Genomic DNA, 14,328 nt, shown 5'->3' with positions numbered 1-14,328 from the left:
CATAATGCCATCCACCCTTTTTGCCAGCCGTGCGCCACAACATGCCGCTATTTCAAACGCCCCCCTCCTCCATCTGCATCCTGCGGCTCTCCGCCATCGGGGATTGCTGCCACGCACTGGCGCTGGTGCGCGTCATCCAGCGGGAGTGGCCACAAACCCGCATCACCTGGATCACCGGCAAAATCGAAGCAACCCTGTTTGCCGATCTGCCCGGCGTCGAGGTAATCCTCTTCGACAAGAGCAAGGGGTGGCGCGGCTATCGCGATCTCTGGCAGACCCTTAAGGGGCGCAAATTCGATGCCCTGCTCCACCTGCAGGCGGCGATGCGAGCCAGCATCGCCACCCTCGGCATCAGCGCCAAGGTCAAACTCGGGTTTGATCGGGAACGGGCCAACGACGGCCAGTGGCTGTTCACCAACCACAAGGTGCCTTCGCCTGCCTCCCCCCATGTGCTGGACGGTTTCCTCGCTTTCGCCAAAGAGCTCGGCATCCAGGATCTGACCCCGGATTGGCAGCTGCCCATCAGCGCCGAACATCAGGCGTGGGCAAAGGAGAAGATTGGCGGCAAACCGACCCTGCTGATCTGCGCCGCCGCCAGCAAGGCATTCAAAAACTGGACGGCCGCAGGCTATGCCGCGCTGGCGGATCACGCCACCAACAAGGGCTTTCAGGTCTATCTCTGTGGCGGGCCAGCCAAGCTGGAGCGGGATCTGGCTGCCGACATCCAGCGCTTAAGCCAGAGTAAACCGGTCGATCTGGTGGGACAGACCAACCTCAAGCAGTTATTGGCACTGATTGGCGAGGCGAGTCTGGTACTGGCACCCGATACCGGCCCCACCCATATGGCCACCATTGTCGGCACGCCGGTCATCGGCCTCTATGCCCACCACAATCCGGCACGCACCGGCCCCTATCTCTGCCGCGACTACGTGGTCAGCGTCTATCAGGAGCTGGTCGAGCAGGAGACCGGCAAGCCGCTAGCCGAATTGAGCTGGCGCACCCGCCTCAAAGACCCGGAGGCCATGCGAAAAATCACCAGCGAGCAGGTGATCGCCGCCTTCGATCGGCTCTGTGCCGATCGTCAGCTGCCGTGATGACAGGGCACCTCGGGAATTCCGAGCCATCAGGCAGGGATAACCTGATAGCCTCTGCCCTCAGCCAAAGGCACAATGCAGGCTGATGTGGGTTACGCTCCCGCAGCAAGCTACGAATACTTTGATCGGCTGGAATATGATTCCGGCCGTTTTTTTATTCGCCGCATTCTGGTAAAATTCATCGCCTTTACATCCTCCTGACTCAAGAATTTTCCGCGTTTTGCGTTTGGCTGTCTCCCTTTCGGGCACAAGACGGCGGTCTCTGCTACAACCAAAACAGCGGTTTCGATTAAAGGTAATAATATGGCGCAACAAGGCACTCTCTATATCATCTCCTCTCCGAGCGGCGCGGGTAAATCCAGTCTGCTCAATGCCTTGCTGACCCAACATAACGCTGCGGGCAAGATGCAGCTGTCGGTTTCCCACACCACTCGCGCCACCCGCCCGGGCGAAGAGCACGGCGTACACTACCACTTCGTTCAGGTGGAAGAGTTCAAGGCACTGATCGAACGCGGTGATTTTCTGGAGTGGGCCGAAGTGTTCGGCAACTACTACGGCACCTCACGCGCCGCCATCGAAGCCTGTCTGGCCAAGGGGATCGACGTATTCCTCGACATCGACTGGCAGGGTGCCCGCCAGATCCGCGAGCAGATGCCGACCAAATCCATTTTCATCCTGCCCCCCAGCCGCGAAGAGCTGGAACGCCGCCTGATTGGGCGCGGTCAGGACAGCGCCGAAGTGATTGCCGGCCGGATGGCGAAAGCCATTGCCGAAATGGTGCACTACGACGAGTATGACTATGTCATTATCAATGAAGACTTCGAGCAGGCGCTGTTCCAGCTCAGGTCCATTATTGAATGCCAACGGCTGGAGATGCGCCAGCAACAGCAGGCACAACAAAACTTGCTGCAACAGTTACTGGCAGAGTAAGTCAAAAACGAGTAAACTTTTGCGTCATTTTTAAACACTGCTTTTCTGAATACAGAAAGCCCACATAACTGGAGTCCTGCATGGCACGCGTTACTGTAGAAGATGCTGTAAAACAGGTAGGTAACCGTTTTGACCTGGTGCTGGTCGCCGCGCGCCGCGCCCGTCAAATCGCGGTTCAAGGTAAAGATCCCCTGGTCGACGAAGAGAACGACAAGCCGACCGTGATCGCCCTGCGTGAGATCGAGCTGGGTCTGGTGAACAATCAGGTGATGGACACCCAGGACCGTTACGAGCAGCAAGAGCAGGAGGCCGCCGAGCTGGCTGCCGTCGCTGCCATCGCCGAAGGCCGCGGTTAAGTAAGTCTTTTCCCATAGTCGGCACCCGCCCGGGTGTCGACTGTTCATCCCCATTTACAACCGCTCGAAAACCTCGCAAACTCAGGGCTATACCCTCAATTCCACGAATTGCCGTTTCACCGCTGCGGGGACTGTCTTGTATTTATTTGAAAACCTTAAAGAAATAGCCAGTTCCTACCTGCCGCCAGAGCAGGTTGAGAAGCTCAAGCAAGCCTATGTGGTGGCCCGTGATGCCCACCAGGGCCAGATGCGTTCCAGTGGCGAACCCTACATCACCCACCCTGTTGCCGTTGCCCGAATCCTGGGTGACATGCGCCTCGATCATGAAACCCTGATGGCCGCCGTGCTGCACGACGTCATTGAAGACACCTCTGTCACCAAGGCCGATCTGGCCGAACAGTTTGGCAATGCGGTTGCAGAACTGGTGGCCGGGGTCTCCAAGCTCGACAAGCTGAAGTTTCGCGATCGCAAAGAGGCGCAGGCCGAGAACTTCCGCAAGATGGTGATGGCAATGACCCAAGATATCCGGGTCATTCTGATCAAGCTGGCCGACCGCACCCACAATATGCGCACCCTGGGCTCCCTACGACCGGACAAGCGTCGCCGCATAGCCCGGGAAACCCTCGAAATCTTCGCCCCCATCGCCAACCGCCTCGGTATTCACACCATGAAGAACGAGCTGGAAGAGCTGGGTTTCGAGGCGCTCTATCCCATGCGATCCCGCGTGCTGCGCGAATCGGTGCGCCGCGCCCGTGGCAATCGTCGCGAGATCATCGACTCCATCCAGAGCGAAATCAGCGGTCGCCTGAAAGAGGCGGGGATCGAGCATCAGGTCAGTGGCCGCGAGAAGAATCTCTTCTCCATCTACAACAAGATGGAGAAAAAAGAGCTGCAATTTCATGAGGTAATGGATATCTACGCCTTTCGTGTCAAGGTGAAGGACATAGATACCTGTTACCGGGTGCTGGGACAGATGCACAGCCTCTACAAACCGCGCCCCGGCCGCTTCAAGGATTATATCGCCATCCCCAAGACCAACGGCTACCAGTCCCTGCATACCTCGCTGGTGGGGCCGCACGGGGTACCGGTCGAGGTGCAAATTCGCACCGAGTTTATGGACCAGATGGCCGACAAAGGGGTTGCCGCCCACTGGGCCTACAAGCAGGATGGCGACAGCTCGGGCACCACTGCCCAGATCCGCGCCCAGCGCTGGATGCAGAGCCTGCTGGAATTGCAGCAGAGCGCCGGCAGCTCGTTTGAATTCATCGAAGGGGTCAAAACCGACCTCTTCCCCGACGAGATCTACGTGTTCACGCCGGAAGGACGCATCATGGAGCTGCCCGCTGGCGCCACGCCGGTGGACTTCGCCTACACGGTGCACACCGACATCGGCCACGCCTGCGTTGGTTCACGGGTCGACCGCCACCCCTACCCGCTCAGCAGCCCGCTGCACTCGGGTCAGACGGTGGAGATCATCACTGCACCTGGGGCTCGCCCCAACGCGGCCTGGCTCAACTTCGTGGTGACCACCAAGGCGCGCTCCAAGATCCGCCAGTTCCTCAAGAACCTGCGCACCGAAGAGTCGGTGGTGCTGGGTCGCCGCCTGCTCAACCATGCGCTGGGCGCCAAGAATATCGAAGACATCCCCGAGCCACGCATCAAGCAGGTGCTGGCCGATACCAAGCACGAAAATCTGCAGGGGCTGCTGGCCGATGTGGGCCTCGGCAACGCCATGAGTGTCATGGTGGCGCGCCGCATGCTGGGAGATGAACTGCCGCCGGAAGAGCAACCCAAGTCCAGCAGCAAGAAGATGCCGATCAAGGGTGCCGATGGCATGCTGGTCACCTTCGCCAACTGCTGCCGTCCGATCCCGGGAGATGCCATCATCGCCCACATCAGCCCGGGCAAGGGTCTGGTGATCCATCAGGAAGCCTGTCGCAACATCAAGGGCTACAGCAAGGAGCCGGACAAGTACCTGCCGGTGCAGTGGGAAGTGGATAAGGAGCAGGAACAGGAGTTCCGCACCGGCATCAGCATCGAGATCGTCAACCATCAGGGTGCGCTGGCCGAGCTGGCCAACGTGATTGCCGCCACCGGCGCCAATATTCACGCCATCAGCACCGAAGAGAAGGATGGCCGGGTCTATCAGGTCAGCCTGCTCATCACCACCAAGAGCCGCATCCACCTGGCCAACATCATGCGCAAGATCCGCGTGATGCCCAACGTGCTCAAGGTGAGCCGACAGAAGAACTGAACACAGGCGGCGCAAGCCGCCTGCTGCTTTTATAGAGACAAGCCATGACCCCCGAACGCTTCAAGCGCATCACCGACATGCTGGCCCAGCGTCAGCTCGATTTGACCGTCTGTATGGAAGAGGTCCATAAACCTCACAATCTGGCCGCCATCGTGCGTACCGCCGATGCCATCGGCATCCACCGGGTACACGCCGTCTGGCCCAAAACCTGGATCCACAAGCGCAAGGGCACCGCCCGCGGCAGCCAGAACTGGGTGGATGTAAAACTGCACCCGGATATCGGCACAGCCGTTGCAGAGCTGAAAGCCTCCGGCATGCAGATCCTGGCGACCCATCTATCTGACAGCTCCGTCGATTTTCGCGCTATCGACTACACCAAACCGACCGCCATTCTGGTGGGTCAGGAGAAACACGGCATCGGTGAAGAGGCGCTGGCCCTTGCCGATCACCATATCGTCATCCCCATGGTGGGCATGGTGCAGTCCCTCAACGTCTCGGTGGCTGCCGCCGCCATCCTCTACGAGGCGCAGCGCCAGCGCGAGCTGGCCGGTTGCTATCAGCGCGGCTGCCCGCTCACGCTGGAGGAGCAGAACAGCATCCTGTTCGAGGGGGGTTATCCTATCTATGCCCAGCTCTGCAAAGAGAAAGAGATGCCCTACCCCCAGCTCGGCCCTACCGGTGAAATTCTGGCGGACGAAGAGTGGTGGCAACGGATGCAGCTGACCCGCAAAGGGTGGGCGCAGCAGAGCGAACAGGACGATCCGCAGGAGGAGTGATGGATAACCCTTTTGGCAGCTGGCTGGAATCGCAAATCATCCGGGATCACCTGACCAACCCGAACATAGAGGCCGGCGACTACAGCTACTACTCCGGCTACTACCACGGCAAGCCGTTCGAGGATCACTGCGTCCGCTACCTGCTCGGCGATGGCTCGACCCGCGACACCTGGGAGAGCGGCCTCTGGGGCGAGGTGGATCGGCTGATCATCGGCAAGTTCTGCTCCATCGGCTCGGGCGCCACCTTCATGCTGGCGGGCAATCAGGGCCACCGGCTGGATTGGGCTTCCACCTTCCCGTTCAATCCCGACACCTTTGGCGAAGGGGCCCGCAGCGGCTTTCTGCGCAAGGGGGACACCCGGATTGGCAACGATGTCTGGATCGGCTCGGAAGCGATGATCATGCCCGGCATCACCATAGGTGATGGCGCCGTCATCGCCACCCGCGCCGTGGTGACCAAAGATGTGGCCCCTTACACCATAGTCGGCGGTAACCCGGCCCAACCGATCCGCCGTCGCTTCAGTGATGAGCAGATCCTCATGCTGCAAGAGATGCAGTGGTGGGACTGGCCCCTGCCCCGCTTGCAAGCCAGCATGGCGCTGCTCTGCTCGGGGGATATCGCCGCCCTTTATCACCATTGGCAACAGGAGTGTGCCTGATGAAACCCCTCTCTCTTTCCCTGTTGGCCCTGACCCTGTTTTCTGCCGGAGCCCTTGCCGTGACCAATACCTATCAGCTCACCAGCGAAGCCGATGTACCCAGCCTCTACCAGCAAACCCTGCCCGACTTCTGGCGCCAGCATGCGGTTGAAGGGGAGTTCAAGGGCAAGGATGGGGTGACCATCCGCTATGCCGCGCTACGGCAAGCCAAGGTCGATCGCGCCATCCTCATCGTCAATGGCCGGGTCGAGAGCTACCTCAAGTATCAGGAGCTGGCGTGGGATCTCTGGCGTCAGGGCTACAGCCTCTATCTCATCGACCATCGCGGTCAGGGGATGTCCGACCGGATGCTGGATGACCCGCAGAAGGGATATGTCGACCAGTTCGACGATTATGTGGTCGATCTGAAGCAGTTTCACGACCAGATCATCATGGCGGACCAACCTGCCAAGCTGTTCCTGCTGGCCCACTCCATGGGCGGTGCCATCTCGGCCCGCTATCTGGAACGCTGGCCCGATGATATCAAGGCGGCCGTGCTCTCCTCCCCTATGCTGGGCATCAATCTCGGCGGTCTGCCCAAGTGGCTGGCCAAGGGATTGGCGAGCACCATAGGCACGGTCGGCGGCTGGCTTGGCGAACCTCCCTACGGCCCAGGTCAGGGCGCCTATCAGGATCACGGCTTTGCCGATAACGAGCTGACTCACAGCCAGTCCCGCTATCAAGCCTTCCGCCAAATCTACGAGCAGCACCCGCAGATCAAGCTGGGTGGCGCGACCGCCCACTGGATTTATCAGGGGATCACCGGTGCAGATGCCGCCATCGCCGATGCGGGCGCCATCAAAACCCCGCTGCTGGTGCTGCAGGCTGGCAACGACAGCGTGGTGGACAATGCCGCACAGGATCGCTTCTGCACCATTGCCAAGTGCGAAGGGGGCAAACCACTGCGCATCGAGGGTGCCTGGCACGAACTGTTTATCGAATCCGATGACAAACGCCAGCCCGCCCTGACCGCGATGGTCGACTTTTTCGCCCGCTTCTGAGCAGCCTATTTTTTGTAACCCTAAATAAATGGGGTGACAGTGCGGGCTAAGGTAAACTGCCCCTGTTTTCAATCGATGCCGAGGTAATGATGTTCAAGGTAGTTGTATCCGATCTCGATGGCACTCTGCTCAACAAGCAGCACCAGATCTCTCCCCGTACCCGGGATACCCTGCACCGCCTGGTAGAACAAGGTGTGAAATTCGTGGTCGCCACCGGCCGTCATCACGTTGACGTACGCAGCTTCCGCGATGCGCTGGGGATGGACATCTACCTCATTACCTCCAATGGCGCCGTGGTCCATGACAAACAGGATCAGCTGATTTTCAACCAGCCGCTGCCGACCGAGATCGCCGCCGAACTGATTGCGCTGGAGCGCGACCCCTCTATCCACCTCAATGTCTATCAGGGTGATGATTGGGTGGTGGAAGAGGAGCTGCCCTGGCTGCTGCAGTTCCACGACGAGTCAGGGTTCACCTACCGTCTGGTCGATGACCTGAAACAGGAACCGAAAGAGCAGATCAACAAGGTGTTCTACATCGGCGACCACGAGAAGCTGCTGAAGATCGAGGCACACCTCAACCAGCGCTATGGCGATCAGCTCAACGTCACCTTCTCCCTGCCGGACTGTCTCGAAGTGATGCACGCCGGGGTGCACAAGGGCAATGCCGTGCGTGCCGTGCTGGAGCAGAACGGGTTCGACATGTCGGAGGCGATCGCCTTCGGCGATGGCATGAACGACTTCGAGATGTTGACCATGGTGGGACGCGGCATCGTGATGGGCAACGCCCATGATCGCCTGAAAATGGCGCTGCCGGAGTATGAGCAGACCCTCACCTCTGACGAAGATGGCGTTGCCGTCTATCTGGAGAAACTGTTCGAGCTGGAGAGCGTCAGCGCCGCCTGATCCTCTTCATCCCGACATCCGATTCAGCAAAGCCTCACCATGTGAGGCTTTGTTTTTTCAGGGTCTCCAGCCAGGGATTGGGCCGCTGCCAGCTGAAGCTCTGGTTCGCTCCGCCGTAGCATTCAGCCAGCCGCAGCGGCGTGCCGGGGGTATGGCGTCTCCCAGCCACATCGAGGCAGCGGGAGACCTTGCTGTTGAACAGCCTGTCTTTCTGCCACTCCCACTGCGCCTGACCGTCACAGGGTGCCAGCATCACTTCGCTGTCGTTTTTGGCTTGCAAACAGAGATCCTGCAGGCGCAACTCACCCAGATCCCAGTCGAACAGTTGATCGTCTTTTCCGCTGCAAGGTTGTGCCAACACCTTCTGTTGGGACACAGCAACGCAAAAATCACCGCTGGTCAGCAAGGGGGAGAGAGAACGCTCCTCCTGCGGTTGTGATGCAATGGAGCCCATCATCACATCGGTGGATGGCGGCTTGATGGTACAGCCACCCAGCAGCAAGGCAGCCAGCAGGGCAGGAGAGCAAGCAAAGGAAATTTTGTTATTCATGGAAAAATGCCTGAAATGGGCCGATGACATCCGGTTGTCAGTGACTCGAGGCTGAAGCATAACCGAAAGGCGGGGCGCGCTGCCCAAATAGAGTGTAAACAGACGTAACAGGGAGAGAGTGCTGGCCCAACGGAGGCCAGAAAGCAAAAAACCTCGCCGAAGCGAGGTTTTTCTAAACTTGGTCGGTGATAAAGGATTCGAACCTTTGACCCTCTGGTCCCAAACCAGATGCGCTACCGGACTGCGCTAATCACCGAGGCTATTTCTTTCAAAATAGTTTACTTCAAAAAAACAAAGACGACCTGATGGTCATCCTCGTCATACAGCAAGTATGGTGCGAAGAGAGGGACTCGAACCCTCCACCCGGGGGGCACTAACACCTGAAGCTAGCGCGTCTACCAATTCCGCCACCTTCGCGTACCTGACAAGCTGTAAAATGGGGTGGCTGATGGGGCTCGAACCCACGACAACCGGAATCACAATCCGGGACTCTACCAACTGAGCTACAGCCACCACAGCTGCTTTCGTTCCACAACAACGCCCGTTTAACCGACGCACTTTTGATGGTGCGCCCGACAGGATTCGAACCTGTGACCTCTGCCTCCGGAGGGCAGCGCTCTATCCAGCTGAGCTACGGGCGCTACGCTGTCGAACGGGGCGCATTATTAATTATGGTTGCTGGTTTGTCTACACTTTTCTGTCACCGAAACACTGTTCGTTGTTTTTTCAAGCACATTGCGCACTTTTCTTCCACTATTCCCCTGCTGCCAGCCGAAAAGGGGCAGATCGCTGTCGCAAATCGCCTTGCTGCCTTGACTTGATTTGATGCCCATCTAGAATGAATGAACGTTCATTCAATCGAAGGTCACACTGATGATTCTGGATAAAAAAGAGAGCATCTTCAACGCGGCCCATGAGGTGCTGGGTGAACGGGGTTTTCATGGTCTGTCGATTGCGGAAGTCGCCAAGAAAGCCAATGTTGCCACCGGCACCATCTATCGCTACTTCGGCGACAAGGATGATCTGATCCGGCAACTGCACCAGCACACTATCTTGCAGTGTGTACCCATGGTCATGGCCGATGTAGCAATCGATAAAGTTTCATTTCAACAATTTCGCCAATTATGGCTCAATATTCATGCCATTTTTGTTAACGAACCCAACGCTATCCGGTGCAAATTGCAGTACGAGAGCTCTCCGCTAGGGGCAGAATTGGAGACCAATCCTGTCATTCTGGCTGCCTGGGAGCCTCTGGACCGATTTTTTGAACAGGGCGTTGAACAAGGATTGTTTATTGATTTACCGATACGGGCACTCCAGGTGTTGAGTCTGGACAGTGTCATGCATCTGGCCCTGCAGTGCAGGGTGCACAACATCACGCTGACCGAATCGCAGTTGGAAACCGCGATCCGGGCCAGCTGGAATGCCATTTTATCCCCCAATCTTTCCACCTCAGGAGCCTGTTCATGAAAAAGTGGATGGCCATTATGTTGCTGATAGCGATCGCCTTGTTTGGCAGCGTCATCGGCTTCAATTTGTTCAAACAGAAGATGATTGCCCAATACATGGCCAACCGGCCGGAACCCGAGTTCCCCGTCACCGCCATGGTGACCAAGGCACAGGATTGGGTACCGACCATCGAAGCGATCGGCTTCATCGAGCCGAATCAGGGGGTGACCCTCTCCACCGAACTGGCAGGCACTATTGATGCCATCACCTTCGAGTCGGGCAAACCGGTCAAGGCTGACCAGCTGCTGCTGAGCCTGGACTCCACCGTGGAGCGGGCCAATCTGCGCGCCTCCCAGGCCAAGCTGCCGGCGGCAAAAGCCAAGTTCGATCGTTTCCAGAACCTCTACAAGACCAGCTCCATCTCCAAAGAGCAGCTGGATGAAGCCGAAGCGGCCTATCGCTCGCTGGAAGCAGATATCGAGAGTCTGAAGGCGACCATTGCCCGTCGTGAAGTCCGTGCGCCCTTTAGCGGCGTGGTCGGCCTGCGCAATGTGTTCCTCGGTCAGTATCTGCAGCCGGGCACAGATATCGTGCGCCTGGAAGATACCAGCGTGATGCGCCTGCGCTTCACCGTGCCCCAGACCGATATCTCCAAAATCAAGCTGGGCCAGACCATCAAGATCAATGTGGATGCCTATCCGCAAACCCAGTTTGATGGTCACATCACCGCCATCGAACCTGCGGTCAACTTCCAGAGCGGCCTGATCCAGGTACAGGCAGACATTCCGAACAACGACGGTCAGCTCCGTTCCGGTATGTTCGCCCGCGCCAGCATCATTCTGCCGACGGTGAAAGATCAGATCGTGATCCCGCAGAGCGCTATCTCCTTCACCCTTTACGGTCAGAACGTCTACGTGCTCAAAGAGGGCGAAGAGACCGACAAAGAGGGTAACAAGGTGAAAGTGCTGCGAGCCAAGCAGGTTGTGGTCAAGGCCGGTGAGCGCCGTGGCAACGATGTGCATGTGCTCTCCGGCATCCAGGCCGGTGACCAGATCGTACTGTCGGGTCAGGTTCGCCTGAGCAACGACACCAAGGTGCATGTGGTCGAGAACGATGCCCTGGCCGTTCCGGCACAAACCCCGATGCTGTAAGCGCGGAGATCTGCGATGCGATTTACTGACATATTTATAAAACGGCCTGTGCTGGCGATCTCGCTCAGCTTCCTGATCGCCTTGCTGGGCTTTCAGGCCATCTTCAAGATGCAGGTACGGGAATACCCCGAGGTGACCAACACGGTGATCACCGTCAGCACTGGCTACTATGGCGCCAGTTCTGATCTGATCCAGGGGTTCATCACCCAGCCGCTGGAACAGGCGGTCGCGCAAGCCGACAACATCGACTTCATGACCTCCTCCAGCCAGCTGGGTAGCTCAACGATCACTGCGTACATGAAGCTCAACACCGACCCCAACGCCGCGCTGTCCGACATCCTGGCGAAGGTGAACTCGGTGCGCTCCCAGTTGCCGAAAGAGGCGGAAGACCCGTCGGTCACCTCCTCCACCGGTTCAACCACAGCGGTGCTCTACCTCGGTTTTACCAGCCCGGAGCTCAACTCCAGCCAGATCACCGACTATCTGGAGCGGGTTATCAAGCCGCAACTCTTTACTGTCGGCGGGGTCTCCAAGGTTGATCTCTACGGTGGTGTCGAGTTTGCCCTGCGGGTATGGCTGGATCCGGCCAAGATGGCGGCCTTCAACCTGACTGCCAGCGACGTGATGACGGTGCTCAACAGCAACAACTATCAGTCCGCGACAGGTCAGGCGACCGGTTACTTCACCCTGTTCAACGGCAACGCCGAGACCCAGGTCAAGGATGTCGACGAGCTGAAGCGTCTGGTCGTTGCTACCCGTGACGGCAAGGTGATCCGCCTTTCCGACATTGCCAAGGTGACCCTCGAGAAGAGCCACGACATCTATCGAGCCAGCGCCAACGGCCGCGAAGCCGTGGTCATGGCGGTCAACGCCGCGCCGACAGCCAACCCCATCAACATCGCCCACGATGTGCTGGCGTTGCTGCCGAGCCTTGAGCGCAATATGCCGAGCACCATGCGTCTCAACGTGATGTATGACTCAACAGTGGCGATCAACGAGTCCATCCACGAGGTTATCAAGACCATCCTGGAGGCAGCCGCCATCGTTCTGGTGGTCATCACCCTGTTCCTCGGTTCGTTCCGCGCGGTTATCATCCCGATCATCACCATTCCGCTAAGTCTTATCGGCGTAGTGATGATGATGGATATGTTCGGCTTCTCGATAAACCTGATGACCCTGCTGGCGATGGTGCTGGCGATCGGTCTGGTGGTGGATGACGCCATCGTGGTGCTGGAGAACGTCGACCGCCATATCAAGGAGGGGGAAGAACCGTTCCGGGCCGCCATTATCGGTACCCGTGAAATTGCGGTGCCGGTTATCGCCATGACGGTTACCCTGGCGGCGGTATACGCACCTATCGCCCTGATGGGGGGTATCACAGGCTCCCTATTCAAGGAGTTTGCCCTGACGCTGGCTGGCGCCGTGTTCGTCTCGGGCATCATCGCCCTGACTCTGTCCCCGATGATGTGTTCCAAGATGCTCAAGGCCAACGAGCAACCGGGCAAGTTCGAGAGCACAGTCCACCACCTGCTGGAGCGGATGACCGATCGCTACGACAGCATGCTGCACGCCGTGATGAAAAAGCGCCCCGTCATCGTGGTGTTCGCCGTCATCGTCTTCGCCAGCCTGCCGCTGCTGTTCAAGTTCATCCCGAGCGAACTGGCACCGTCAGAGGACAAGGGGGTAATGGCCGTGCTGGGTACCGCACCGTCCAACGCCAACCTGGACTACATCGAAAACACCATGGCGGATGTGAACAAGATCCTGGACGACCAGCCCGAGATCGCCTTCTCCCAGGTCTTCTCAGGGGTGTTCAACGCCAACCAGGCGTTCGGTATCGCCTCCATGGTGCCCTGGAGCCAGCGTGAAGCGAGCCAGAAAGAGGTACTGGATCGGGTCGCCAATCTGGTGAAAGACATCCCGGGTATGGCCATCACCACCTTCCAGTTCCCGGAACTGCCGGGTGCATCGAGTGGTCTGCCGATCCAGTTCGTCATCACCACCCCGAACAGCTTCGAAAGCCTGTTCCTGGTGGCCGGTGAAATTCTGGCAGCGGCGCAGAGTAACGGTCAGTTCGTCTATTCGGATCTCGATCTGAACTACGACTCCGCCACCATGAAGATCCGCATCGACAAGGACAAGGCAGGTGCCTACGGCATCACCATGCAGGATATCGGAATCACCATGGGCACCATGATGGCGGACGGTTACGTCAACCGTATCGACCTGGATGGCCGCTCCTACGAGGTGATCCCGCAGGTCGAGCGCAAATACCGTCTCAATCCGGAGTCCATCAAGGGCTATTACGTGCGGGCCGCAGACGGCAAGTCGATCCCGCTCGGCAGCCTGATCAGCATTGAAGTGGTTGGCGAGCCCCGCGCCCTGCCCCACTTCAACCAGCTGAACTCCGCCACCATTGGCGCCGTTCCGGCTCCGGGCGTGGCCATGGGTGATGCGATCAACTGGTTCCAGACCACCGCCGACGAGAAGCTGCCGCAAGGCTATCGTTACGACTTTATGGGTGAAGCCCGTCAGTTCGTCACCGAAGGCAATGCGCTCTATGCCACCTTCGCGCTGGCACTGGCCATCATCTTCCTAGTGCTGGCAATCCAGTTCGAGTCGGTGCGTGACCCGCTGGTCATCATGGTCTCTGTACCGCTCGCCATCAGCGGGGCCTTGATTGCCCTGGCATGGGGTATGGCGACCATGAACATCTACTCCCAGGTGGGCCTCATCACCCTGGTGGGTCTGATTACCAAGCACGGTATCCTGATCTGTGAAGTAGCAAAGGAAGAGCAGCTGCTGCGCGGCATGAACCGGATGGAAGCCGTGATGCAGGCTGCCAAGGTGCGTTTGCGTCCGATCCTGATGACCACGGCCGCCATGATTGCCGGTCTGATCCCGCTGCTCTACGCCGCTGGCGCCGGTGCGGCACAGCGTTTCAGCATCGGTATAGTCATCGTGGCAGGTCTTGCCATCGGTACCCTGTTCACCCTGTTCGTGCTGCCGGTGATCTACACCTATCTGGCTTCCGAGCACAAACCCTTGCCGGTATTCGATGAAACCATTCCGCCCAAAGCAAACGGCGGACATTAATCATCAATCACATGCAAAGGCCCCGATACGGGGCCTTTTTTATGCTTCGCAGGAAAGACGACATAAGT

12 protein-coding genes and 4 tRNA genes are annotated in these 14,328 nt (G+C 58.4%); 11 read left to right on the top strand and 5 right to left on the bottom strand.

Going from position 1 to position 14,328, the window contains the following annotated elements:
- Positions 1-41 precede the first annotated feature (41 nt).
- The 8 genes from ACTG2U_RS13400 to ACTG2U_RS13365 all read left to right on the top strand — a co-directional run bounded on the left by ACTG2U_RS13400 (position 42) and on the right by ACTG2U_RS13365 (position 8,014).
- A complete protein-coding gene (locus ACTG2U_RS13400; protein ID WP_439974592.1) occupies positions 42-1,094 on the top strand; it encodes a glycosyltransferase family 9 protein in 1,053 nt (350 codons plus the stop codon).
- Positions 1,095-1,397: 303 nt separating this feature from the next.
- On the top strand, positions 1,398-2,024 hold the full coding sequence (gmk, locus tag ACTG2U_RS13395) for a guanylate kinase (protein ID WP_439974591.1): 627 nt from the start codon (positions 1,398-1,400) through the stop codon (positions 2,022-2,024).
- 80 nt (positions 2,025-2,104) lie between these two features.
- Positions 2,105-2,380 carry a DNA-directed RNA polymerase subunit omega gene (gene rpoZ, locus ACTG2U_RS13390; protein WP_005307060.1) on the top strand — a complete coding sequence of 92 codons (276 nt, stop codon included), beginning with the start codon at positions 2,105-2,107 and terminating at the stop codon, positions 2,378-2,380.
- A 136-nt stretch (positions 2,381-2,516) separates the two neighbouring features.
- A complete protein-coding gene (gene spoT, locus ACTG2U_RS13385; RefSeq protein WP_019446267.1) occupies positions 2,517-4,634 on the top strand; it encodes a bifunctional GTP diphosphokinase/guanosine-3',5'-bis pyrophosphate 3'-pyrophosphohydrolase in 2,118 nt (705 codons plus the stop codon).
- 44 nt (positions 4,635-4,678) lie between these two features.
- A complete protein-coding gene (trmH, locus tag ACTG2U_RS13380) occupies positions 4,679-5,410 on the top strand; it encodes a tRNA (guanosine(18)-2'-O)-methyltransferase TrmH (RefSeq protein WP_088868068.1) in 732 nt (243 codons plus the stop codon).
- Positions 5,410-6,069, top strand: a complete 660-nt coding sequence (locus tag ACTG2U_RS13375; RefSeq protein WP_236381901.1) for a CatB-related O-acetyltransferase — start codon at positions 5,410-5,412, stop codon at positions 6,067-6,069. The genes trmH and ACTG2U_RS13375 overlap by 1 nt, the downstream gene beginning before the upstream one ends.
- On the top strand, positions 6,069-7,109 hold the full coding sequence (locus ACTG2U_RS13370; protein ID WP_236381902.1) for an alpha/beta fold hydrolase: 1,041 nt from the start codon (positions 6,069-6,071) through the stop codon (positions 7,107-7,109). Before ACTG2U_RS13375 ends, ACTG2U_RS13370 begins: the two co-directional genes overlap by 1 nt.
- Positions 7,110-7,198: 89 nt before the next feature.
- Positions 7,199-8,014, top strand: a complete 816-nt coding sequence (locus ACTG2U_RS13365; RefSeq protein WP_005339262.1) for a Cof-type HAD-IIB family hydrolase — start codon at positions 7,199-7,201, stop codon at positions 8,012-8,014.
- 34 nt (positions 8,015-8,048) lie between these two features.
- On the opposite strand, the gene ACTG2U_RS13360 is transcribed toward ACTG2U_RS13365, so the two are convergent.
- The 5 genes from ACTG2U_RS13360 to ACTG2U_RS13340 form a co-directional block, all read right to left on the bottom strand.
- Entirely contained in the window at positions 8,049-8,564 is a 516-nt protein-coding gene (locus ACTG2U_RS13360) for a ricin-type beta-trefoil lectin domain protein (RefSeq protein ID WP_439974590.1), read from the bottom strand.
- Between the two features lie 179 nt (positions 8,565-8,743).
- Positions 8,744-8,820, bottom strand: a tRNA-Pro gene (locus tag ACTG2U_RS13355).
- Positions 8,821-8,896: 76 nt separating this feature from the next.
- Positions 8,897-8,981: transfer RNA gene (locus ACTG2U_RS13350), tRNA-Leu, on the bottom strand.
- 20 nt (positions 8,982-9,001) lie between these two features.
- Positions 9,002-9,077 (bottom strand) — tRNA-His (locus ACTG2U_RS13345).
- A 51-nt stretch (positions 9,078-9,128) separates the two neighbouring features.
- A tRNA-Arg gene (locus ACTG2U_RS13340) sits at positions 9,129-9,205 on the bottom strand.
- A 232-nt stretch (positions 9,206-9,437) separates the two neighbouring features.
- Here ACTG2U_RS13340 and ACTG2U_RS13335 point away from each other — a divergent pair.
- Genes ACTG2U_RS13335 through ACTG2U_RS13325 form a run of 3 tightly spaced genes read left to right on the top strand, consistent with a single transcriptional unit; the run spans position 9,438 to position 14,260 of the window.
- Complete coding sequence (locus ACTG2U_RS13335; RefSeq protein ID WP_005339267.1) at positions 9,438-10,034, top strand: TetR/AcrR family transcriptional regulator; 597 nt, start codon at positions 9,438-9,440, stop codon at positions 10,032-10,034.
- Positions 10,031-11,164, top strand: a complete 1,134-nt coding sequence (locus ACTG2U_RS13330) for an efflux RND transporter periplasmic adaptor subunit (RefSeq protein WP_005339268.1) — start codon at positions 10,031-10,033, stop codon at positions 11,162-11,164. The genes ACTG2U_RS13335 and ACTG2U_RS13330 overlap by 4 nt, the downstream gene beginning before the upstream one ends.
- A gap of 15 nt (positions 11,165-11,179) precedes the next feature.
- Positions 11,180-14,260: a multidrug efflux RND transporter permease subunit gene (locus ACTG2U_RS13325; protein ID WP_005355755.1), complete on the top strand. Its 3,081-nt coding sequence runs from the start codon at positions 11,180-11,182 to the stop codon at positions 14,258-14,260.
- Positions 14,261-14,328: the final 68 nt, after the last annotated feature.

Source organism: Aeromonas sp. 95A (genome assembly GCF_051919235.1).
GTDB lineage: Bacteria > Pseudomonadota > Gammaproteobacteria > Enterobacterales > Aeromonadaceae > Aeromonas > Aeromonas veronii.
Note: the sequence above shows the minus strand (reverse complement) of the source record. Positions and strands in the feature narration are given on the sequence as shown.

Bases quoted from the DNA above. Each gene is read 5' to 3' on its own strand.
- gmk (WP_439974591.1), top strand. From the start codon at position 1,398: ATGGCGCAACAAGGCACTCTCTATATCATCTCCTCTCCGAGCGGCGCG.
- ACTG2U_RS13370 (WP_236381902.1), top strand. From the start codon at position 6,069: ATGAAACCCCTCTCTCTTTCCCTGTTGGCCCTGACCCTGTTTTCTGCC.
- ACTG2U_RS13360 (WP_439974590.1), bottom strand. From the start codon at position 8,564: ATGAATAACAAAATTTCCTTTGCTTGCTCTCCTGCCCTGCTGGCTGCC.
- ACTG2U_RS13400 (WP_439974592.1), top strand. From the start codon at position 42: ATGCCGCTATTTCAAACGCCCCCCTCCTCCATCTGCATCCTGCGGCTC.
- ACTG2U_RS13335 (WP_005339267.1), top strand. From the start codon at position 9,438: ATGATTCTGGATAAAAAAGAGAGCATCTTCAACGCGGCCCATGAGGTG.
- ACTG2U_RS13375 (WP_236381901.1), top strand. From the start codon at position 5,410: ATGGATAACCCTTTTGGCAGCTGGCTGGAATCGCAAATCATCCGGGAT.
- rpoZ (WP_005307060.1), top strand. From the start codon at position 2,105: ATGGCACGCGTTACTGTAGAAGATGCTGTAAAACAGGTAGGTAACCGT.
- ACTG2U_RS13365 (WP_005339262.1), top strand. From the start codon at position 7,199: ATGTTCAAGGTAGTTGTATCCGATCTCGATGGCACTCTGCTCAACAAG.
- ACTG2U_RS13325 (WP_005355755.1), top strand. From the start codon at position 11,180: ATGCGATTTACTGACATATTTATAAAACGGCCTGTGCTGGCGATCTCG.
- trmH (WP_088868068.1), top strand. From the start codon at position 4,679: ATGACCCCCGAACGCTTCAAGCGCATCACCGACATGCTGGCCCAGCGT.
- ACTG2U_RS13330 (WP_005339268.1), top strand. From the start codon at position 10,031: ATGAAAAAGTGGATGGCCATTATGTTGCTGATAGCGATCGCCTTGTTT.